Origin of the sequence: Nodosilinea sp. P-1105 (genome assembly GCF_012911975.1) — a bacterium.
Classification (GTDB): Bacteria; Cyanobacteriota; Cyanobacteriia; order Phormidesmidales; family Phormidesmidaceae; genus Nodosilinea.
In genome coordinates, this window is the sequence record NZ_SMDQ01000086.1 from 1 (window position 1) to 23,010 (window position 23,010).

16 protein-coding genes are annotated in these 23,010 nt (G+C 56.7%); 4 read left to right on the plus strand and 12 right to left on the minus strand.

Going from position 1 to position 23,010, the window contains the following annotated elements; translation table 11 throughout:
• Positions 1–50: 50 nt before the first annotated feature.
• On the minus strand, positions 51–1,538 hold the full coding sequence (locus E1H13_RS23755; protein WP_347404213.1) for a PAS domain S-box protein: 1,488 nt from the start codon (positions 1,536–1,538) through the stop codon (positions 51–53).
• Between the two features lie 340 nt (positions 1,539–1,878).
• Here E1H13_RS23755 and E1H13_RS23760 point away from each other — a divergent pair, with 340 nt between their 5' ends.
• The gene (locus tag E1H13_RS23760) at positions 1,879–2,637 is read left to right on the plus strand and encodes a DUF4058 family protein (RefSeq protein WP_169617380.1); all 759 of its coding nucleotides are present in this window, start codon (positions 1,879–1,881) and stop codon (positions 2,635–2,637) included.
• 16 nt (positions 2,638–2,653) lie between these two features.
• On the opposite strand, the gene E1H13_RS23765 is transcribed toward E1H13_RS23760, so the two are convergent.
• From E1H13_RS23765 to E1H13_RS23790, 6 genes are all read right to left on the minus strand, one after another.
• Complete coding sequence (locus tag E1H13_RS23765; RefSeq protein ID WP_169617382.1) at positions 2,654–5,605, minus strand: S-layer family protein; 2,952 nt, start codon at positions 5,603–5,605, stop codon at positions 2,654–2,656.
• 118 nt (positions 5,606–5,723) lie between these two features.
• Positions 5,724–6,452, minus strand: coding sequence for a DUF928 domain-containing protein (locus E1H13_RS23770; protein ID WP_169617384.1), 729 nt, complete (start codon positions 6,450–6,452; stop codon positions 5,724–5,726).
• 83 nt (positions 6,453–6,535) lie between these two features.
• The gene (locus E1H13_RS23775; RefSeq protein ID WP_169617386.1) at positions 6,536–8,884 is read right to left on the minus strand and encodes a CHASE2 domain-containing protein; all 2,349 of its coding nucleotides are present in this window, start codon (positions 8,882–8,884) and stop codon (positions 6,536–6,538) included.
• Between the two features lie 4 nt (positions 8,885–8,888).
• Entirely contained in the window at positions 8,889–10,019 is a 1,131-nt protein-coding gene (locus E1H13_RS23780) for a DUF1822 family protein (RefSeq protein WP_169617388.1), read from the minus strand.
• The gene (locus E1H13_RS23785; RefSeq protein ID WP_169617389.1) at positions 10,016–11,212 is read right to left on the minus strand and encodes a sigma-70 family RNA polymerase sigma factor; all 1,197 of its coding nucleotides are present in this window, start codon (positions 11,210–11,212) and stop codon (positions 10,016–10,018) included. Before E1H13_RS23785 ends, E1H13_RS23780 begins: the two co-directional genes overlap by 4 nt.
• A 92-nt stretch (positions 11,213–11,304) precedes the next feature.
• A complete protein-coding gene (locus E1H13_RS23790; RefSeq protein ID WP_169617391.1) occupies positions 11,305–11,928 on the minus strand; it encodes a chromophore lyase CpcT/CpeT in 624 nt (207 codons plus the stop codon).
• A 249-nt stretch (positions 11,929–12,177) separates the two neighbouring features.
• Here E1H13_RS23790 and E1H13_RS23795 point away from each other — a divergent pair, with 249 nt between their 5' ends.
• Positions 12,178–13,809, plus strand: a complete 1,632-nt coding sequence (locus E1H13_RS23795; protein ID WP_169617393.1) for a peroxidase family protein — start codon at positions 12,178–12,180, stop codon at positions 13,807–13,809.
• On the opposite strand, the gene E1H13_RS23800 is transcribed toward E1H13_RS23795, so the two are convergent.
• The 4 genes from E1H13_RS23800 to E1H13_RS23815 all read right to left on the minus strand — a co-directional run bounded on the left by E1H13_RS23800 (position 13,806) and on the right by E1H13_RS23815 (position 18,301).
• A complete protein-coding gene (locus E1H13_RS23800; protein ID WP_169617396.1) occupies positions 13,806–14,867 on the minus strand; it encodes a calcium-binding protein in 1,062 nt (353 codons plus the stop codon). The two genes, E1H13_RS23795 and E1H13_RS23800, sit on opposite strands and share 4 nt — an antisense overlap.
• A gap of 327 nt (positions 14,868–15,194) precedes the next feature.
• Complete coding sequence (locus E1H13_RS23805) at positions 15,195–15,977, minus strand: HAD family hydrolase (RefSeq protein WP_169617398.1); 783 nt, start codon at positions 15,975–15,977, stop codon at positions 15,195–15,197.
• A 171-nt stretch (positions 15,978–16,148) separates the two neighbouring features.
• A complete protein-coding gene (locus E1H13_RS23810; protein WP_169617400.1) occupies positions 16,149–17,252 on the minus strand; it encodes an aromatic ring-hydroxylating dioxygenase subunit alpha in 1,104 nt (367 codons plus the stop codon).
• A 326-nt stretch (positions 17,253–17,578) separates the two neighbouring features.
• A complete protein-coding gene (locus tag E1H13_RS23815) occupies positions 17,579–18,301 on the minus strand; it encodes an ABC transporter ATP-binding protein (RefSeq protein ID WP_169617402.1) in 723 nt (240 codons plus the stop codon).
• Positions 18,302–18,438: 137 nt separating this feature from the next.
• Here E1H13_RS23815 and E1H13_RS23820 point away from each other — a divergent pair, with 137 nt between their 5' ends.
• A complete protein-coding gene (locus tag E1H13_RS23820) occupies positions 18,439–19,299 on the plus strand; it encodes a hypothetical protein (protein ID WP_169617404.1) in 861 nt (286 codons plus the stop codon).
• A 340-nt stretch (positions 19,300–19,639) separates the two neighbouring features.
• The gene (locus E1H13_RS23825; protein WP_169617406.1) at positions 19,640–20,470 is read left to right on the plus strand and encodes a hypothetical protein; all 831 of its coding nucleotides are present in this window, start codon (positions 19,640–19,642) and stop codon (positions 20,468–20,470) included.
• A 9-nt stretch (positions 20,471–20,479) separates the two neighbouring features.
• Here E1H13_RS23825 and cysS read toward each other — a convergent pair whose 3' ends face one another.
• Positions 20,480–21,955 carry a cysteine--tRNA ligase gene (gene cysS / locus E1H13_RS23830; protein ID WP_169617408.1) on the minus strand — a complete coding sequence of 492 codons (1,476 nt, stop codon included), beginning with the start codon at positions 21,953–21,955 and terminating at the stop codon, positions 20,480–20,482.
• Positions 21,956–23,010: the final 1,055 nt, after the last annotated feature.

Below are 23,010 nucleotides of genomic sequence, written 5' to 3' on the forward strand. Positions count from 1 at the left end.
CCGCAGAGCTTTTCTTTACAAGTATCTATTGATACACGACAATTAACCCCTTAACGTCCCGCCTTGTGGAGTGCTCCCTGTTTATGGTCAATTTCGATTTGTAATTCTTGCAGCTGCCGCTTCCAAGACTCTTCTTGCTGCTTGCGTTCAGTAATGTCCTGCACAATACCTTCGTAGTAGATAACTTTGCCATTACCATCGGTGACCGCACGGGCATCAATTTGAGTCCAGATAATGCTGCCGTTTTTACAGTAGCCACGGTATTCAAAATCCTTAACGGTGCCGTGTTTTTCAATAGCGGTGATGAATTCTGCCCGTCTTTCTGCATCCACATAGAGCTGTTTTGAAATATTGGTAATGCTTTTGATCATGTCGTGGGACGAGTCATAGCCGTAAATCTTCGCCAGGGCTGGATTGACCCTGATGAAGTAGCCCTCTGGGGAGGATTGAAAAATTCCTTCGAGGGCATTTTCAAAGATGCTGCGATAGTTTTCTTCGGCGATGCGTAAAGCTTCTTCGGCCTGTTTGCGCTCGGTGATATCAATGCCCACCGAAACCGCCGCTGTACCCCGCTGATACTTTTGCACCGCAACGAGAAAGTAACGGAGTATGCCTTTAATTTCGACTTCGATTGTGCGGGAGTCCGAGTTACGGGAGTTTGTGAGGAACTCCTGCAAAAACTGAGCCAGTTGGGCATTGCCGTTGAGGGAATTAACGCTGCGCCCAATGAATGCTCCCTGGGCCATGCTCCAGCTATTGGCCAGGTACCGATTGACGCCAATATAAACACCGCCCGAATCAATCCAAGAGATGGGGCCAGGTACGGCGTCTAATACAGCTTCTAACTGATCTTTGGCGGCGTGGAGGGCATGTTCTGCGGTGTTACGAGCTTTCAAGTAGCGCTGCAAAACCTGTAAGACCACCCACCAGATCGGCAGCAGAATTAGAAGGCTGAAGGCTGCGATCGCACTGGCAAGAATCAGCTGCTGAGCAAAATTTTTCTGGTTCTCGCGAATCCGCTCCTGGGTGGCGTCGAGTCCCCGTTGAATGCCCTCGGCGTAGATCACTTTTTGCTGTTCATACTCGGCACTAAACAGTAAATCGGCTGCCGCTGCCTGCTGTCCGTTGCGCACCAGTTCAAACGACTGCACTTCCATGGCCACCAGCTTTTGGTTGGCAATGTCAGTTTGCGCAGCGCCTTCCCCTTCATAGGTGTCTGGGGCGATGGCGATCGCTTCTTTGATCACGGCATCCAATTGCGGTTCAAAGTCGTTGTAGCGCCCTTCCCAGCGGGTATCGCCCGTGGCGGCGTTCATCCGGGCCGACATGGTCAGCACTTCATCAAGATGAATAATCGAGCCCACTAGATATTGCAGGCGAAAATCATTGACGATGACGCGACTAAAGGTTTGGTAGGCATTCCAGGCACTCCACCCCAGGGGCAAAAACAGCGACAGGGTTAAAACAATCGCAACCACAACGGTCGTGACCGGACGATTAACTGAAATTTGAAACAGATGAGCCAGATAGCGTTTCACAGTGACGTCAACTCCAACATCCGTTCAGGTTCACCTTTTCCAACTCCTGTTGATTGTCTTGAGAGTAGAGGTGCGATCGCCCTCTAGGCCGGCCTTTGACCATCACAAGGGCCAGCAGCTCCCTCACACCGCCGCTTTTGCCCCAACGACACACGTCAACTAAAGGAACATACGGCTGGTCGGGACGAAGTATGCAGCGTTCAGCCCTGACGTTGAGAAACTTTCTCGATGTTTTTGAGACCGAATCCGACCGGGTCACCTCCCGTGGGGTTGCCCGAGGCCCGCTTGCCCAGGCCAGGGGCTAGAATTTCAGCAAGATGCCTCGGTGATCATTCGTGCCATGAGCAACCCCTTTCCAGGAGCAAATCCTTACTTGGAGCAGCCTGACTACTGGTCAGACTTTCACAATCAGCTGGTGGCAGAAATTGCCAGAGCCCTGATTCCCCAGGTTCTACCCAACTATCGGGTAGTCATGGACAAATGGGTCTACAAAGTAACCGACTCCACTGCCATTGTGGTGGGGCGTCCTGATGTGGCGGTACAACGACGAAAAACAGAAGCGTCTCCCAGTCTGACTGCACATCAGACCGCTACTCTGCCGGTGCAAGTGAGAATTCCCATGCCGTTGGACGTCGAGCAGGCCTATCTAGAGGTTAAGGATGCTGCGACCCAGGAAGTTATCACAGCCATTGAGGTTCTCTCTCCAGCCAATAAAACCGGAGAGGGGCGAGCCAAGTATGACGCCAAACGACAGGCCATTTTGGGGAGCAAAACCCACCTGATCGAGATTGATTTACTTAGGGCAGGGCAACCCCTGGCTCTGGAAGGAGAAACCGTCCAAAGCCACTACAAGATTCTGGTCAGTCGTTCTCAACAGCGGCCCATTGCCGATTTGTACCCATTCAACCTGGCAGACCCCATGCCGTCATTTCCTGTCCCGCTGCGGCAGGGAGAATCAGAACCCATCATCCAGATTCAGGATTTAGTAAATGGGCTGTATGAGCAGTTGGGATACAGCTATTTCATTGATTACAGCCAGGAGCCACCCCCTCCCTGGACAACCGACGAAGTCGCTCCATGGCTTGGCACCGTGGCATGATCGTCGCTGTTCTGGCTCATTCACCCGCGCAGTTCACTCTCGACACAAAGTGATCGGGCGCGGCGGTGGCATCGGCCAAGAGCATCACCGTGCCATCCTCGGCCCTGGTCCAGCTTTGGGCTTCAACGATAGGGGTAGTCGCCCTTGGTTCAGGAGCAGAGGCCGCAGGCGATGAGGCCGTCTCGTCCTCCGTCAGCGGAATGGGGGCTAAATCTTGCCAAACCGTATCGGCACTGAGGGGATCGGCGGGGTTGGTGGGCAAGCCGCCGCGTCCGGTGACGACAAAACTGCCCACCTGCGCCCCTGGGCCTCGGCAGCCCTGGGCCAGGGCGGTGGGGGCCGTTTCTGTGGGCAGGGCAATATCGTCCTGGGCAATCACGGGAGACAGTTGATCGATGGTGACGGTGCCACTGTTGCCAAAGCGGGAGCTGGCGGTGATGTCGCTCAGGGGCGTATCCAGCACATTGGGCCGAAATTCAATGCCCAGCAGGCTGCGGGCGGTGATGGTGACGCTGCCGCCATCCCCCTCAAAGGCATTGGCACGAATGTCGCTGTTTTCAATCGGTACGGCCACGATAAAGCCGGTTGGCAAATTCAGGCTAATGTTGCCGCCGTCGCCCCCCGCCCCGGCGGTACCGGCCTCGGTGGAAATCAGGCTGCCGTTTCTCAGCAAGAGCAGGTCGCGCAGGGTAAAGGTAAGGTTGCCCCCGTCGCCGCTCTCGGAGCTAGCGGTAATGCGGCTACTGTCTAACGCCAGGGTATTGGCACTCAGGCTAATGTTGCCGCCGCCATCCACCGTAGTGGTGGCACTCAGGCTGCCATTGCGATCAAGGCGAACGGTGGCGGCGTTAATCTCCAAGTTGCCCGCTGGGCCGGTATCGAAGCTTCTCACCGAAATTTCGCCGGTATCCTGCACGATCAGATTGGTGGCATTGATGGTGATGGTACCGCCAGGGCCACTAGCGGGCACCGGCTCGATCGCCCCGGTGATAAAAGCGACCCGAGCTTCAAGGCCCGAACTGGCCAGAATAGCGCTGGTGCTGTCGAGATCTTCGTTGCCAGACCCCGAGACCAGCACCGTGTGGGCATCGATGTTAATGGCACCTCCCGGGCCATCATTTAAGGTTTCACTTGTGACCCGCCCGCCATCCAACACCCTGAGCAGCGGTGCGGTGATCTGTACCGTGCCCGCTGGGGCATCTGTAAAGGTTCTAGAGCGAATCGCACTCGATCCAAAGATAGCGGCGATCGGTACACCGCCCACCACCTCCACGGATTCAGTGGCGGTGATGGTTACATCCCCGGCAAGGCCGCCAAACTCGATGTTGCCCACCAGGGTTCTGACCCCCGAATCAGCGAAAATAATCGCCCCATCTTGGACCGATAGTCGCCCTGTTTGAATGTCTAAGTTCCCCGCTGCGCCGTCCCCCCCAATGGACACGGTGGTGATCGAGGTGGGGAAAACAAAGGGTGCAAAGGGACCCCGCAAGGTGACGGATTCGGTGGCGGTAATCGAGACATTGCCCGAATCGCGATCGCTGAGGGTACCCGTCACAATGGAACTGCCATCTTCCACATCGAGCCGAGTGGTGGTGATGTCAATACTACCGCCGCCCCCAGCGGGGATGCCACGAGTAGAGAGGCCCGTGGCGATCGCATTGGGGGTGAGCAACGGTACCCCCGTCACCCGACTGCCCGCCAAAATCCCTGACCCCCTCACCCGCAGTGACTCGGTGGCGTCAATCACAATTGCACCGCTGTCCCCGGTCCCCAAAGACTCTGTAGAGACCATGACGCCTTCATCCAGCAAGATGCGCTGGGCATTCAAGGCAATGTCACCCGTGCGCCCCGAGGCAACGGTGGTTGCCGCAATCCCACCGATTTGCCGCTCAGCAATTTGGCGGGTGCCTAAAAAGCTATTCAGTTCTAGAAACTTGTAGTTGGGAATGGCTGTTCCTACAATTTCAATGTCGGTTGCCGTCACCTCAACACTGCTGCCCGCCCCACTGCCTGACGTTGCGGCACCAATATAGGAACTGCCCAGCAGCCGAAACTGGTCAGCAACAACGTGAACCCCCCGGCCATCCTGATCGCCCAGGGTGTCAGAAATCAGGGCCGACTGGTTTGTCAGAGTGACCGATCGCCCCCGCAGATCAATCGCCCCCCCGGCTGGGCCACTGGCGTTTAGGACAGACCGATTCGAGAGTTGAATATCGCCAAAGCCGTTCACCCCCCCAAAGCCCAGCTCAAACCCTGACCCATCGGGGATCAGACTCAGTTCACTGGCCTCCCTCACCGCCCCAATCTCAAGGCGTCCACCGGGGGCCATCAGCTGCGCCCCCGTCAGGGTGACATTGCCGCCAATCAGCGACAGGGACTGCCCTTCTGTCACAGCCAGCCCCCCCTGCCCTGACACCCGGATATCTCCTGGCCCATTGCCCAGACGCAGACCAATGGGCGCACTGACCGTCAGCAGCGGCGGGGCCTCTGGGTTGGCGATGCCGTAGACAAACCCGTTGTCAAACCGCAGTCCCTCCCCCGTGCTGGCCAAAAACGAGCCGCCGATGTCTAACTGAGCATTGGGGCCAAACACAATGCCCGCCGGATTGATCAGGAATACATTGGCGCTGCCCCCCGCTCGAATCGTCCCCTGGAGATCCGACGGGGTGCCGCCCGTAACCCGACTGATGATATTGGCAAAGCTGTCCCCATCGGCAAAAACGACGGTGTCGCCCAAGGGCACGGAAAACTGCTCAAAGCTGTGGAACAGGCTACTGCCCCGGCTGGCCCCACCCGTGATCTGAGAGGTGGTGCCATCGGTGGTGACGATCGAGTTTTCTGACGGCAGGGTGGCATCTGGAATCACCTGGGCCTGCACCTGCCAGGGGCTGCCAACCATGCCCCAAAGTACAACTCCTGCGGCCACAGGCCAACGGGCACGAATCACACCAGTTTCATAACTCCCCATCTCCCCATCTCCGGTTCGGCTCCGCTCACCGCAAGCCCATCTCCCCCATCTTCCCATCTCCGGTTCGGCTCCGCTCACCGCAAGCCCATCTCCCCATCTCCCCACCTCCCCATCCCAGTTACTCAGGTACCTCACTCACCAACACCGCCGCCAGATCCGCCAGTCCCGCCTGCTGGAGAAGATTGTCCAGCGCCGCCAGATAGTCGGCATTGTCCGGATCGGCCCAATGCAGCGCCAGGGTTAGCGCCAGCGCTTCGTGCCAGATTCCGGCGTCGGCATACTGCCGGGCCAGGTCAAACTGTTGCTCCGGGGTAAGGGGGGGACCCGGTTCAGGCATGACCGCATCAGCGACGCGGGTAACGGTGCCAAAAACAGCCACAGAGGCCGACGGACGAGCCGCATCGCAGTAGATCGAAAACGTCCAGGAATAGCTTTCGCGGGGGGTCAGTTCAGCCCCTAGGGAGCTGATTGGAACCGTGAGAATACCGGCGGGGGCATCGACAGAGAACTGCTGGCGGAAGACATAGTTATCGTCGCTATCCTGCACCACCATCTCTAAAGGAACGTCGGCGGTGAGGGATTGCGGAATGTAAAAGAAGAAGTCGGGGGTGGGGCTACTGGTTTGGCTCCATACGTTGCCATCCACTACGGGCACCAGCGCCGCCAGATCTTGATAGGCCATACAGTCGCCGCGAGAAGCTCCGCCCCGCTGCCGTCCTGACGGTGCGCCCTGGTCGGGCGGGGTGGGCACCGCCTGGGCCACAGACACCAGGGGCCAGCCGAGGGCAGCAACTACCCCCAGGGAGACGGCGGCGGATAGGGGCGATCGCATCACAGCACCTCTCATGGTCATGCTCCTAGGGATTCGTTTTCCAAAGTATGGGGTACTGAGACCAGGGATTGTCAATTTTGTAACGTTGTTTTGTAACGTTATTGATCATTAGAACCCGCACCGATTCGCCAGAGGTGGGTCTGGCTCAGCCAGGCGCTGCCGTTTAAGGCCAGCAGGGTAGGCAATAGCGGTAGCCAACCGCCCGTGAGCAGCACTGCCCATGCCGCCGCAATCAACGCCCCCGTTGCCAGCACACAGGCCAGAGCCAGCCGGGTCGATTTCCACCGCCAGGCCAGCAGACTACCGGCGATCGCCCCCACCGCAATCCCCAGCGCCTCGGCCCACTGGGGCCAGACCCAGATCAGGGGCCGCCCGTCCTCCACGGCGCTGATGATCTGGCTGATCATCTGCGCCTGCATAAACACGCCCGCCGTTCGGGCCTGCCCCTGGCTGCCGTAGGGGGTAGACCAGTAATCGCCGCCGCTGGGAGCCGTGACGCCGATTAAGACAATACGATCGCGCAGCCGTTCCAAATTCACCTGCCCATTCAAAAGCTGCTGGAGGGAAGCCGTCGCCGCGATCTGGTCGGGATTCGGCAGGGCGCGATAGTTGAACAGGAGCTGGTTGCCGCCGCTGTCCATCCGCTGCAGCCCGCCAGTGCGATTGGCCAATCGCGGCAACACCACCTCCCCGATCTGCAAATCGCCCTGGGCGGTAAACCGGGGTTCCAGCCCAGCGGCCTGCAGATAGCGAATCGCGATTAGGGTCGCAAAGCCGTAGGGCGAGGTGCAGGGCGACACCGGGTCGGGGGTCAGGGTCAGCAGTTGCCGCCGCACGATGCCGTCGGATTCTTCAATAAAGTCGCTGAAGCCGATCTGGGTGGCGGGCAATTCTGGGGGCGGGCTGATGCCGACCGAGCCTGCGATCGCATCGTGGCTCTTGCACAGCCCCACCAGATTGGGCTGCCCCAGGGCTGACCCCAGGGCCGAATCCCTGGCCGGAAAGTCGCGGTACAGATCGAGGCCAATCAGGCGGGGTTCTCCCTCCGTCAGCAGGGTGAGCGCCTGGAGCAGGGTTTCATCGGCCACCGAACCCCGCCGGTCGGGGGCGGTTTGGGCCTGGATATCGCTCTCGTCCACCGTCACCACCAGCAGCCGAGAGTCCGGCGGTTCGGGGGGGCGCGATCGCATCAGGGCATCGTAGGCCCACAGCTCCGCCGATTGCAGCAGGCCCAACCAGCGCAGGGCCAAAACCGTGGCGGTAATGACCAGACAGCCCAGGCCCGCCCGCCGCTGGGCCGGGTTTGGCCGCGAGCGCGTCATTGCCGGGGGAGTAGGGGATGCCTCTGGCAGGCCTGACAGTTGCGGCCAGGTGGGGGGCACCTCCGCCGGATTTTGCACAATCACCGGCAGCCAGGCGGCGCAGCTGCCCAGCTCACTCAGGCCGTGGAGCCGTTCGCGGGCGTCGCGAACGGCGCTATAGAGCGGCTGACCGCTGGCGAACCGGGCCAAAAACCCCTTGAGAAACTGATGGGCGATCGCATCGGGCACCGGCTCCCGCATGACGATGGTTTGGGGCAGGTGCAGATCGGCCAGATCCCAGGCCAGCCCCAGCCCATCACAGGAGTTCAAAATCGCCAGCCTCAGGCCCCGATGAATCGTGCGGCCCAGGGCGTATTTGAGCTGCTCGATAGACAGCGACTCCGCCCTGTTGACCTGGAGATAGCCCTGGCCCTGGCTGGTGCTGTGACCGGCAAAAAACACAATGTCCCAGCTAAAGTCCCAAAGCTGGTGCTGGAGTTCGCCCAGGCTGGGCTGAGCCAGCAACGTCACCTGGGCCCTGGGCAACTGGCTCAAAATCTGGCGATCGGTCTCCACGTCGATGTCGGTGTCGTTGCCCAGCACCGCCAAAATTCTCACTGACCCTGTGGCGTTGGCCTGGGTTTGCTTGGCGGCACGGCGGTAGTCGGGCAGGCTGAGGGAAAGCTCCGCCCGGGGATAGTCTTCAAACAGCTGCCACAGCCGCCAGGGGAACCGCAGCACCGCTTTTGCATGGGCTGTGAGCATCACCTGAAGGTTGGCATCGGCGGAAAGGTGCGTCCGCAGGCGGTGCTCGATGGGGGCAAAGGTGGCCGCCATCAACCACTGGTTCAGATCTGTGTGCAAAGTGGTGCAGAGAGTGGCAAACTCCTGGTGCGACACATGGGTGAGCGCCCCCGCTTCAAACTCAAAGGGCGATGCTGACCGTCGCCAACGGCTCTGGCTGCCGTAGATGGCTGCGTAAAGCTGCTGCCAGCGCTGGTACTGGGCCGCCAGCTGGGGCATCGGCGGCAAACTGCCGACGAACTGCATGGGCGGCTGCTCATTTTCCCAAAGCTGAGCCGTGACGCTGGCAAAGCCGGTGTGCCAATCGCCCTGGCCCAGATTGAGCAACAGGCGCTGTTCCATCGCATTAGCTAACGAAGTTCTCCTGCACAATAGCATCTGCCAACTGAATGCTGACCCGAAACCGCTGCCCCGGCAGACAGCGAAAACTGGGAACTTGGATGTAGTTGTCCTGTTTCCCCGCCTGCACCGTTTGCAGGGGCTCTCCGGTTTCCGGCAGTGCCAGGGTCAGGGTCACGCCAGCGGGCAGCAGGTCCACATCGGTGGGAAAGAGCTGCACGCTGATGCTGCGTCGTTGGTCATCGGTGGGTGTCACCCGCAGGCCCAGCACCAGAAAACAGCCGGGGGGACTGAGCCAGATGACCTTGCCCCGACTGGCTGCCGCACTTTGGATACCGGTGGAACGAAACCCCAGGGCTGGAGTGCGGGGCAGCAGTGAGGCCAGCGATCGCCAACCCGGTTCCACCAGATCTTGCAGCCAACCGCTCAGCTCTACCGGCCCTCGGCCCTGCCGCTGCCGCCAGAGCTGCCGCCGCCAGTGGTCATCGCTGAGCAGCGCTCCCCACTGCTCAAAGGGAATGTCCAGTCTCGGTTCCACCGCCTGGGCCAGCCGATCGATCAGGCGTTCGGCCTGAGCCTCCGATAGGGGAGGCAACTCAGACAGGGAAAGGGGCTGGGGTTGTTCCAGTTGTTGGGCCACCCAAAAGACCGAAAAATCTTGAATCAGGTCGTCTGCGCTCAGGCTGTAGGTGCGATCGCCTGGCTCATAGTGTCCCTGGGTTTTCACTTGGGTATAGGTGCCATAGCCCCACAGCACCAGCCGCTGCTCATCCACATTCACCTGGGCCGCCAGGTAGTAGTCCGCCGCCCAACCGGGAATATCTACCCACTCCTGGGGCACCGTCAAAGCACTGGCATCGATCGCCTCGCTGAGGATGACGACCAGACGGCGATCGCCCAGCCCCAGGGCCAGCCCCTCCACCCACGGCCAGAGATCCGCTGGGTTGGCAGGCCAGAGCTGCAGCGGTTGCTCCCATTCCTCCTGCACCCAGGCTCGCAGAGCGGCCAGTCCCAGCCGATGCAGGTAGACTCGCCAGCAGGCTGCCGGGTCTGCGATCGCCTCGCTCTGCTGCCACAGGGCCAAATCCGGCGGCATCGCCAGCACGGGCTGCACCGGATTGTCAAACACCAAACTCATCTCAATCCTCTGCTGCGTTCTGATGCTGTTTTTTGATAATGGCGCTGTAACCACTCGTGAATCGCGTCGCTCATACTGGCTAATACGGCAGAATCCAGGGCAATATGCAGGCTGTCCCGACTCCACTGGGCCACCTCGGCCAGGAGTTGCTGGCGCACCCGGTTCAACCGCCGCGACACCTGATATTGCTGAATATCCAGGCGTTGGGCGATCGCCGTTTGGGTCAGCATATCTCGATAGTACAGCTTCAGCAGGGTCTGATCGGCTGGGGTCAGCGCTGCGATCGCATTCTTCAGCACCGCCTCCATCTGCCGTACCCGCCGCTGCTGTTCCGTGTAGGCCTCCTCCACCAACAGCCGGTTCATGGGCAAATCATCACCGCTCAAGTTCTCGATCTGCTCGTGCGCCCCCTGGTCAAACTGGAGATCGTTCAGCGACGTCACCTTTGGCACCAGGTGGGCACGGGCCGCCTCCACAATCTGCTGAAGCTTGACCCCCAGCTCCTCGCCCTCCAGCCGGAGAGGGATGGGACTGAGCTGAACCCGCAGACGGTTGTAGCGCGCCACCATTTGGGCCAGTTGCTCGGCAGTCGGCGGCGGTAACGCCCGCACCGATCGCCGGGGGTCGGGCTGACAAACTGCTTTGAAGCACTGCCAGAGCAGGATGGCCGCCTCTGTTTGGGTAACTCCAGCGGCCTCCAGCGATCGCCGAATCTGCACCCGGCTTAGCCGCCGCAACAGGCCCCAATCACTGCAAATATTGACGTCATGCTGCTGTCGCATCTGGTCGCGAACCACGTTGCCAAACGCAGTCTGGGCATAGGCTTTCAGGTCACTGCCATAGTCGGGGCGGTAGCGCTTGAGAATATTGGGCGTGTGGGCGATCGCCGTTTGAAACCCATCGGCCAGGGTCCACTGATCGCTGCCAAAGCGCTGGGTGATCCGCTGGGTGGCCCAGTAGCAGGGCTCCTGGAGATAGGCCTGGAGATGGGCCTCTGCCTGGGGGTGCATCGGCCAGCATTTATGCCAGTACAGTGCCCAAAACCCCTCCGACTGTGCAGCCTGGTCAGCCCGAGCCAGGCGGTCTGCCATCCCTTTTTTCAGCCGTCGATCACGGACCCAACCCTCAAAGCGATCGCCTGAGAGCCGCATAAACGTTGAAAACAAGTCGATCACCGTAGTACGCAGCTGCATTACCAAAATCGCTAGTCTCAATCATAGGGTTAGGCAAGCTTCAACGTTTGTGCTCAGCGATAATACATCACCCACCATACTGGCCGACTGGCTTATGCAGCTGCAAAGCTCTGCTGCTTGACCAGGTGAAAGGGGCCCATCTGGGGACCCCAGGTGGTTTTGCCGGTGTCCGGGTCAATGCCGCGATCGTGTACCCGCAAAACCACTCGTCCCTCCGGGCTTTGGGGGCCGATGTCAAACCCCAGGCGAATGTGGCTGGTAGTGTCGCCATAGGTAAAGCTGCACAGGGTGTCGGCTGGCAGGCGAGCGCTAAAGGACTGGAGGGCAGGGGTGTAGTCGATTTCCAGGCCACAGGTGGGCAGCGGTACCAGATCGTCCTGGGTGAGGGGAGCCAACCGCTCAGGCTGGGTGGCGCTGCCCCGAAAGGCCAGGGGATCTTTCAAGCCATAGTATTGCCCCCAGAGTTGATTAGACTGGGTGGTCAGGTGCAAAATCCGCTGGCGATAGGGGGCCTGCCCGGAAGCCACGCTAATTTGCTCAATAAAAAAGCCGTAGCCCTCGGTAAACAGCGCTGGGGGTAGGGGGCGATTCCAGACCCGCAAATGCAGGTACCAGGTGGGGTCGGCTAAGGACTGCTGACGATTGTCAAATTCGCCTGACAAGTACTTGGCCAGTTGGGCCAGGTAGGCTGATTTCGCTTCAGAGGTCAATGCCATGGAGCCGCTTAAATCCGAGGTATCCCTAGCAACATGGCAAATTTATGCCGCGATCGCAAGGGGAACAGCCGTTCAAGGGGGCTTAAGTTTTTTGAATATACGTCAAGGCTAGCGCCCGCTACCGAGCCCCAGCCCCTAGGATCAAGCAGAATGGATTCCCCTGGCTGTTTTCAGCTTTCAGCCACCCCAACACTCAGGTGATCGCAAATTCCTTGCCACCTTCCCAACCAGCCACTTAGGACACCCGCTATGGCTACGACAAGAGACACTTCAAAAGATGGGTTGAGAAACAAACTCGAAAACTTTGTGCTCACTCGCTTTAAGCCAGTTTGGCGATTGGTTCAAGCGAATCAGAGTTTGGCTAAACGGGTCAACAAATTCCTGATAAATAATGCTATTTACAAAGTACCTACCCGGCCTCACCCCTTTAGTACTTTGTCACCCTATACGTCCTGGGATTCATTAACCGATCGCACCTACTCTGGCCTACACTTACCGCCCTTGAATTGGCAACCGCTAACGTCCCAGGACCACTATGACATTAATTTGTCTACGCCACAGGATTTTGAGGAAAAATGGCCTGACGTCAAAGACTTAGAGGTTTTATATAAAAAGACAGGCGACACTAAGTATTCCCCTAAGTCTACCTTAATCTTCCCGTATTTTGTGCAGTGGTTCACTGACAGCTTCTTGCGTACAGACCGACAAAATCAGCTTAGAAATACCTCTCACCACCACATCAATCTGTGTACGGTGTATGGATTAACCCCTGAGGTGACGAAGTTGCTGCGATTGCACCAGGGAGGCAAGTTAAAAAGCCAAATGATTGATGGGGAAGAATACCCCCCTTTTTACTATGATGAGAGTGGCCAACGTAAGGAGGAGTTTAGGGGCCTTTTGCATCAGCCCACCAGTGCCCTTGACCCGACGCCAAAATCAGATAACTTTCCTTTAGAGCAACGTATTAAACTCTTTGCCACAGGGGTAGAAATAGAACGAGCTAATGTGCAAATTGGTTATACCATGCTGAATGTGTTGGCTCTGAGAGAGCACAACCGTCTCTGTGATTGTTTAGCCCAGCACTACCCTACCTGGGATGATGAACGGCTATTTCAAACGGCCCGAAACATTCTAATCGTTGAAGTCCTGAGAATTGTAATTGAAGAGTACGTCAACCACATCACCCCCTACCACTTCAATTTCATCACCGACCCCCTCGCCTTTACTAAAGAGAAATGGTATCGCCAAAACTGGATGACGGTAGAATTCACCCTGGTCTACCGCTGGCACAGCATGTTACCTGAAACTATTTTGTACGATGGCCAGCCCATGGCGATGACTGATACCCAGTGGAACAATGATCTGATTATTCGTAAGGGATTGGGGGCTTTGTTTGAGGAAACTTGTGCCCAACCAGCCGCACAGCTGAGCTTGTTTAACACCGCCACATCACTGGTGCCGGTAGAGTTAGCCAGCATTCGCTTTGGCCGCAGGGCTAAGTTAAGAAGCTACAACGACTATCGCGATTTGTGTCAATACCCTCGGGTGAACCAGTTTGAGCAAATCAGCAGTGACGAGGCCGTTCGGCAACAGCTGAAACGACTCTATGGCCATGTGGATAATATTGAGTTGTATGTGGGTCTCTATGCCGAAGATTTAAGGGAAAATTCAGCCTTGCCGCCGCTGGTTGGCCGCCTAATTGGCATTGACGCCTTCTCTCAGGTACTGACTAACCCCCTGCTGGCGGAACACATCTTCAACCCTGAAACCTTTTCCCCCGTCGGCTGGGCTGAAATTGAAAAGACAACAACCCTGTCACAACTACTGCATCGGAATATTCCGACTGGGAAAGCCGCATACCGGGTGTCGTTTGATCGCTAACCCCCCTGACTGTAAAACCAAACTTCAGGGGTGATGGCATCGGCGGTCACATCCAGCAGAATTGCCTCTGTTATGGTGCTGCCCTGGGGGGTGGTAATCTGCACATGGGTGTCAGTATCTACCTGTTCAAAGCTGACAAAGGGAGCCAGGGATTGCCCTACAAAGAGAGGCTCCAGGGCAATATTGCTCAAGTCTAGCCTGTGCCCTTCCGCCGGGCTAAAGTCAACAATGATGTCAGGCTGTACCAGGGGGGGAGCTGAATCTGCATCGCTAGTGTAAGTCCCAAAAACCCCTAGTCTAAAGGTGTCTGCCCCTGCCCCTCCGATCAAGATATTTGCCCCTGGCCCCCCGAGCAGGATATCGTCCCCTGGGCCGCCAACCAGGATGTCATCGCCAGATCCTCCCTCCAGGTTGTTATTGCCAGGGCCGCCAAATAAAATATCGTCTCCAGGACCACCCAATATGGCATCATTGCCAGGGCCACCAAAGGCAAGATTGTTGCCCTCACCTACCAAAATCAGGTCATTACCGCCCAGGCCGAACAGGGCCTGATTGGCTTCAGTACCCATTAAAAAGTCTTTGCCGTCGGTGCCCTGAACCAGGGTAAATGTCTGAGCGCTTGAGTCGGCACTGTCCGCTTGGGGTAATAGCCGCTCCCAGGGGCTCGTGGTTGGTTCCGTAGCCCATAGCCCGTTGAACCCTGTGGGGAATAACCGGGGTGGGGGGCTAACCAGGTCAAAGCTACCCTCGGCCAGGTTGACCCGGTAAACCACGATATTGCCCTCGGCCCCACGACTGTAGAAAAACAGTTCACTTAGATCTGTGACGCTGGGATCTGTGATGTTGGTATCCGATCCAGCAGCGGTAGTACCAGCGGCGGCTTGATCCTCAGTGACAGGAGGGGAAGGTGGAGTGATTAAGAATGGGGGAATGACTTTGGCGCTGGTATCCGTGGTGCTGGCATCTGACGCAGCGGCGCTAGTACCAGCAGTCGTTTGATCCTCAGCGATAGGAGGAGAAGGTGGGGTGACCAAGAATGGGGGAATGACTTTAGCCATGCCAAGATTAATCATAAAAACTACAGGAAAAGCCCTAGGGGGAAGGGCCGGGCCGCCGAGCTGGTCGACGGCATCAGCTAAGTTGCGATCGCATGACTCAAGCAGGGGCCAAATCAACCAGAATCCGAGAATTTCTGTAGACCCAACTCAACCTGGCAGTACGTTGAGCTGATAACCTATCCAAGATTCTGACGAATCCGTAGCAATCCGGACATTTTTGCGGGATTGCCTTATGAAGAATTCAAGGGTACATGGGTAACATCAAGAGTCCGTGAATTTACTGTAAACAGTGTCGGGTGTCAGGTGCAGGGTGTCAGGTGCAGGGTGTCATCTCCCCCAGGTCTGGAAAGGACTGGCAAACTGTTCGAGGCTGAGGCTGTGAATCCGGTCAGATTGGGCCGCGATCGCGCGATCGCGCTCTGTGTTGTAGCCCCAGTCGGCTAAAAACAGCGGCAGGGCTGCCAGATCTGGCTGCTGTTGCACCGCCTGCAGGGCTTTGATTCGGTCCTCCACAAACCAGATGTCTGGCGCTGCCTTTTGCCGGGCGGTTTTGAGCTGTCGCAGGGTCTCGTATTTGGGCTGTTTGACTTCTTTGCCCAAGATCCAATCTGGGGCCAGATCCACCCCCTGCTGGGCCAGCAATTGCTGAATAAACCGCCCCTCTTTGGTGGAAATAATCCTCACCTGCACCCCCTGTTCCAGGGCTTGCTGTACCCGGGGCAGGACCCCAGGATAAAAGCGGTGCAGGGCTAACCAGCTCGCTAAGTTGCCGGAAATCCAGCGATCGCGCACCCCATCCACCGCCTCACCTAGGCGGGCTGCGTCTACCCTAGCTTGGGTGAACAACTGGGGGATTAACTGGGGCCAGTGGTCCAAAATAGCATCATCAGCTACCCCATGCAGCAGGCCATAAAGTACCAGGGGCATCTCCCAACCCGACTCCACCACCGGACGCAGGGGATAAAACCGTTCGGCCAATCCCGTTGGAGGGTCGGATACCTGGGGCTGAAAGACCAGACAGTAAGCTTGCCAGGCGGTTTCAAAGTATTCCAACAGACCGTCGCAGACCACGCCATCAAAATCTAGAGCCAGAATGTCGGGAACTACCATTTACCTCTAGTGTTGAGTCAAAACAATAATGACAAAAGATGTGACTTAGGATTCACGGTTCACGGTTCACGGTACACGGTCTACGGCTCGCCTTATACCGTGTACCGTAGGCCGTAAACCGCAGCCCCTGCTGACCCGTCACTTCTGGTTTGACAGACCATTAGTCCTCTGCTAGTCCCCTGCGGCTTGCTGACGAATCAGCTGCTGCACCGCCGTCAGGGTGCGGTTCAATTCTGGACCTTTGTAGGTGGGACGTTGTTGATAGGCCTGTTGCTCTTGCTCTAGCATCAGCACATCTTCCCGTACCAGGCGGCGCAGCACAAAGCTGGCGGAGTTGGTGAAGATATTCTTAAAGAACCGCCGCACTGGCAAAGGCGACTTGTGCAGATTGGGGAACCGATTCAATGAGGTAAAGTGCAGTAGATAGGCCCGGGTGTGGGTTTCGCTGACTGGGGCAAACAGGCAGTAGATTTTGAAATCTTCCCCCAGGGTCGAGGCCCAGTGGGGGTAGTGATAGTACACATCCAGGGGTTCGGGATGTAGCTTGCGCAGGGCCGGAATGAATAGCTGGGAGACAGACCAAATTTTGTCGATCCGGTAATAGCTTTCGGCATCGTAGTGGGCATGGACATGGTCCTGGTCTGCTATCAGGTCAGCCAGGACTGGGTTGGCCCACACTTGCGCCCCCCCATGCAGGTGACCGTGGTACATGTCCATCAGGTTTTCAATTAAAAACGAGTAGTGGGCCTGTACGTCGATCAGGGCCACCGAACCAATGTAGTTAAGGTGGTCCCACTCGGGTACGCCCATGGGGGGGCGATCCGCCGCCAGGGCTGGATCCCCGGGGAACAGCCAGATGAACCCATCCTGCTCGATCACGGGGTACTGACGCAGGGTGCAAGGGGGCAACTTTTGCTGAGGACCAAGATAGGGAATATGGGCGCAACGACCATCGGCGGTAAAGTGCCAACCGTGGTAAGCACAGACCAGGTTATCGCCGTCCACCTGGCCTTCGCTCAGCTTCACCTGGCGGTGGGGGCAGCGGTCTTCCAGGGCCGCCACCTGGCTGTCGCCATTGCGATACAGCACAATCGGCTGATGCCATAGGGTTCTGGCCAGGGGTTTATCCGTCAACTCCGCACTCTGGGCCACCACATACCAGTGATTGGGGTTAATCGCCAACTGCCGTAGGGATTTAGCCTTAGCTTGAGGCTGTGCTGTGGGGCTATGCTCTCCAGTCACTGCCGTCACGGGTTGAAGATCAATTACATCCATCTCTAGGTTCGCTTGATAACGCTGGCTTTATCAGGGGTCTCACGGATGTGAGCTATGAACAAAGTATAGGGAAAGCAACGCAACCTGGCTCAATTACATTCTCCCGATGGCTAATTCTGAGTCAATAGTCCGAACACTTTACTGAGCAAGCGCTGAAACCCTTGATTTCTGGTTAGCTGGATTGCTGGGAAAAATATCATAAACCTCATCCTACCGTTGACTATCAAAAACTGTCCGGCGTGTTGTCATCAGAGTCTATTTTACGGAGCAACGGAGACCGTGGGCCAGCAGCGCTGCCAGCCATTCCCTTTATTCTGGAGCCCTCCCTAACGGCCCACTGCGGTTAATGAGCCAATATCCGCCGGGCTGAGGTGATCATTCATCACTTCTCCATCCTTGAACCAAATGATCCGCTGGCTGGCCCGGGCCACATCTGGCTCGTGGGTGACCATGACCACCGTAATCCCGGCTTGGTGCAGGTCCGCAAAAATGCCCAGCACATCTTCAGTGGTGTGGGTATCGAGCGCCCCTGTAGGCTCATCGGCTAACAGCAGCAGGGGATTGTTGACGATGGCGCGGGCGATCGCCACCCGTTGCTGCTGCCCCCCCGATAGCTGGGTAGGGCGGTTATTGACGCGATCGCCCAACCCTACTCGCTCCAGGGCCGCGATCGCCCGTTGTTGGCGATCGGGTTTCGACACCCCGCCATAGACCATCGGGAGTTCCACATTTTCTCGGGCTGTGAGTTGGGGCAGCAGATGAAACTGCTGAAATACAAAGCCAATTTTTTGGTTGCGAATGGTGGCCAGGGCGGTGTCGTCTAGGGTAGCTACATTTTGGCGATCGAAATAGTAGTCTCCGGCAGTGGGCCGATCCAGACAGCCAATCATGTTCATGGCGGTAGATTTGCCAGAGCCCGATGGCCCCATGATGGCGCAGTATTCCCCCGTCTGAATTGACAGATTGACATTCCACAAGGCCCGTACCTCCGTGTTGCCGGTACCGTAAACCTTTTGCAGCTGGCGAAATTCAATCAGGGAAGGTGGCATTTGGCTCCTAGCTGACGGGGACGATGGGATAGAAACAGAACTAACGCAAAAGGCAGAGGCATGACCTGGGAAACCTTTACTCCTTTAGGCCCAAAGGGCACCCTGACATCAGACATTGTAGGGGCTACGCAAAGGTAATGTTTAAATCCATCGGGGAACAGGTGTGTGCGTTCGATCTAGAGTGGGTGCCCGACCCCCAGTCGGGACGACAGGTTTATGGGTTGCCCGCCACCCTGCCCGATGCTGAGACCTTTGAGGTGATGTGGACCCAGGGCGGTGCCATCCCAGACAAGCCCCGTCCCTACTTAAAGACCGTTCTCTGTCGAGTGGTGGCAGTATCTGCGGTCATCCGTGAGCAGCGCCAGGGTGAGGTGCACCTGCAATTAACCACCCTGCCTAAACAAGCTGACCAACCGCTGGATGAAGGGGAGCTGATTTCTACCTTTTTAGCCTATCTGGGGCAGCAAAAACCCCAACTCGTGGGCTATAACTCCCAAACTACCGACCTACCCATTTTGCTGCAGCGAGGCATTGCCGCTGGCATCTCAGCCCCTGAATTTTGCCGCCGCCCTGACCGCTCTTGGGCTGGTCATGACTACTTTGCCCGCCACGGCGATGCCCACATTGACCTGAAGCAAACCCTCAGTGGTTGGGGCATTGGCACCCCCACCCTGGCTGAACTGGCAGCGATAATGGGGATTCCAGGGCGGGTGGGGCTGGGGGAGGAGGGATCGGTGGTGGATTGGTGGGTGGCGGGTAACCTGTCGGCGATTGTGCAGCAAAGTCAGTACGATGCCCTCACCACCTATCTGGTCTGGCTGCGCACGGCCCGATTTGCTGGCTTCTTTAGCCACCAGCAATATAGCGAGGAAGAGGAGCGGGTGCGGGCGATGGTACGCGATCGCATCTCCCAGGGCGATCGCCATCTCGGCCTGTATTTGGCGCAATGGGAACAGATGCAAGCCCCAAAAGCCAATAGTACTCTGAGGCAGCAATAACCCACCTATTTGCTGAGGCGAAAACCCCTGATACCCAAGGGGTTTTCTTTCATCCTTCTGCCTTTATCCTTCTGCCTTGTGGTCATAGTGGCTCAAGAGCTTAGCGCTTGCTCAAACTCTCGTAGGGCAACACTTGAGCCTACAGTCCAGGCGCGCTGAACGTAGGTGGGCAATCGGGATACTTGACCTGGGTGCCAGGGGGCAGATCAAGCGTATCTGGGGTGATGGTGGGCAACATGGCAAAACCCAAAGGCAAGTCGAGGCATTAACGCTGGCTTAAGCTATCCTCTTTTACCACTTATGATAATGCTTATAACTTGCCTAATAGCCTGCAATAGCCATGAAGCTCTCTGCCGACGATGCTGCTCTCTTCTTTGAGTTGATGTGGAGTCTGCAAATTTACGTTAACCAGCAACTCAAATTAGTACACCATATTGATGATCCAGCAGACTATGAACAGCGACCGCTAGAGGAAAAAATGAAGGTGCGCCAGGCCCTTTATGCCCAGCCGGAGCTGATGCAGCAGTTTATCGATCAGAATCCGAGGAGCTTCGACCAGAAGCGGCTGGATATCGTACGTCAGTGGACCCACTTTGTGGCCGGAGACTTTTATATTGAACGCTTCCTAAAAAAGTACACCATTTTCATTGGCAGCGATGATGTGGTGTACGGCGTGTTAGGGCTTTGGGAAGGTCTGAATGAGATGATTCACAAAAGCCGCTTGCCGCTGTTGGTGAAAACGGTGTTGTTACCGTTTCAGGGCCAAATTGTCCACGACGGGCTTCTACAAGGGACGAGTATATACTTTGGCGGGGGCATTAAAGGGAATCTGAAAGAGATTTATATGGCGGCCAAAAATGCTGGACAAATTGTCGAATCCATTGGCTCAGATCGATCGTTGACCTCACCAACCAAAACAGCGATACAACCGGCCAAGGATTGGCGTCCCTTATTAGCAGATTTAGCAGAGCAAGCCAAAGTACTACGGGGTGGCAATGGACAACCACCGATTAACAGCCCTGCCTTTAGCCTGGTCAAGGCCAGCCTAGAGCTAGCCCAACTAGCTGTTCAAGACCCTGACAACACCGATCAAATGCTCAAGTCCTTAGACAAAGTTGAGCGTTCTTGCCAAAAGGCTGAAAAGACCCTACTTGGCTATCGCCGTTGGTAAAGTACCAAATTATCGGTGCCATTCGGTGACGCCGCCGGGCTTGTCTATCAGGGTAATGCCCTGGGCCTGGAGGTGGTCGCGGATGCGATCGCTTTCAGCGAAGTTCTTGGCCGCCCGGGCCGCCTGGCGCTGGGCCAGGAGAGTAGCGATATCATCATCACTCAGCCCTGACTCAGACTCAGGTTCCGCCTCTGGCTGGACCCCTAGCCCTAACACCTGGGCCAGGCACACCAGGGTTTGCCACTGATGGCGCAGGCTGTCGGCATCAGTATCCACCGCCCCGGTGTGGACAAGCACATTGCCGGCCCGGCGCAGGTCTTTGGCCAGGTCAAACAACACCGCCAGCCCCCCAGCGGTATTAAAGTCGTCATCCATGGCGGTTTGGAAGCGCTGCACCGGGTCACTGTCCCGGTCAATCCGCATGGCTGCCGGATCGCCAAAGGCTGCATCATCCACATCCGCCCAGCCCAGTTTGGCCCCAAACTGATGGCCAAACAACAGACCATCCCGCAGGGTCTGCCAGCTATTTTGGGCCGCATCGATGGAGGCTTGGGTAAAGTCCACTGGCTTGCGGTACTGCCCTTGCAGCAAAAACAGCCGCACCGCCATCGGGTCGGGACCATGGGGGGCATCTAGCAAGTCGCGGATGGTGGTGAAGTTGCCCAAGGACTTGGACATTTTTTCACCCCCCACATTCACCATGCCATTGTGCATCCAGTACCGAGCCAGGGGTTTGCCGGTGGCGGCTTCCGACTGGGCAATTTCATTTTCGTGGTGGGGAAACACCAGGTCGCCACCGCCCATATGGATATCGACTGTGTCGCCAATGCGATCGCGGATCATGGCCGAGCATTCGATGTGCCAGCCGGGCCGCCCTGGCCCCCAGGGGGACTGCCAAAAGGGCTCCCCTTCCTTGGCTGCTTTCCACAGGGCAAAGTCAAAGGGGTCCTGTTTAATTGAGTCAGCGGTGGTCACCCGACCGCTGGCCCCCGCCTGCATATCCTCCAGCTTGCGGCCCGACAGCTTGCCGTAGCCCTCAAACTTGCGCACGGCGTAGTACACATCCCCGTTGGCCGGGTAGGCGTAGCCCTTTTGCTCCAGCTCTGAAATCAGCCGTTGAATGCCATTCAGGGTTTGGGTGGCGTAGGTGTATTCGTCGGCTTCCAGCACATTCAGCCGAGCCATATCCTCTAGGTAGGCGGCGGTGTAGCGTTCCGCGATCGTCTGCATCGAGGCATGCTCGGCCTTAGCCCGATTCAGGATTTTGTCGTCGATGTCCGTAAAGTTCTGCACATAGTGGACATCATAGCCCCGCCACATCAGGTAGCGCCGCACGGTATCCCAGACGATGTAACAGCGGGCATGGCCCAGGTGAGAATAGTCGTACACCGTCACCCCGCAGCAGTAAATCCGCACTCGACCCGGCTCTAGAGGTTCAAAGGCTTCTTTACGGCGACTCAGGGTGTTGTAGAGAACAAGACTCATGGGCGGGGCTGGTAGGGAATGGCAGGGACTTGGCAAAGGGTCATGGAGGCAACGACCCAGATTGATTCAACACTGAAAGGGGGATGGATGCAATCTGGGTTGCAGACCAAGATGCTAACGATCATCTTAAAGAATTACCCGCGCAAGTGAAGGCACTGGAGGGGCGATCGCTGCACAATGGGCTTAACCAAACAGACTGTAAACCCACTGAGGTTTGAGGACATTAGCCTACTCCATTGGTATAACCTGAGACGCTCTTTGGCTTTTCAGACAACTTCTCAGGTTGATGAGTCGATGGCATCAGGCAAACTAGGTTAGGCTTCATTCTTATTTTTTAAACAGGTTAATTTTCCAAGAACACGAAGCAGTCTTCTGCCAGACACTCGATGCTTTAGATTACAACAGTAGTAACTGGGAATTGTTTTGAGCGAGTTTAGCTTCACCTATAGTTTAGTAGTTTAGTGATTTTCTACAACATCTCTGCTCTTGCGATTTAATGTTAACCCTTGCTGACTTGACTCTCAGCCTTTCAGCGTAAATGTCTCCAAGCCTCTGGACCAACCTTGCCTTTATCCCTAGGACTTGGTCTGGATAGAGCTAAGAGTTGAGGCAGCTGGTTTGCTGGTTTCAATATTGCCGAGCCGAACGTCTTGATCAGCTATCGCCGCTGCTGTCTCTCTATGGTTGTGAATTCAGTCGAGGGACATCAGCGTACTATGATTAATTTCAATTGGCTTGACAACATGACTTGACAACATGGTATAAACCCTGTTTGTCAGATGCTCTGTCCCTAGAATATCTGACCATTTTGATAACAACAAAGAATAAAATCATGCTAATTAGTAGTTCACTGGTTGAAGTGCCAACAGTCAATTGTTTGGTTGAGCTTTGGTCAAGCCGCTATCTTCCCAGTCTATAGCGGTTCCTTGTCGAGTGAGGTACGATTGAACTATAGGAGGCTCTGGGAATTATTCATGCCTGTAATGAATTTTCCTTGTGATGGCTGAGCATGAAAGCTTACTCTCTTGATTTTCGAAAAAAGATTGTTGAAGTCT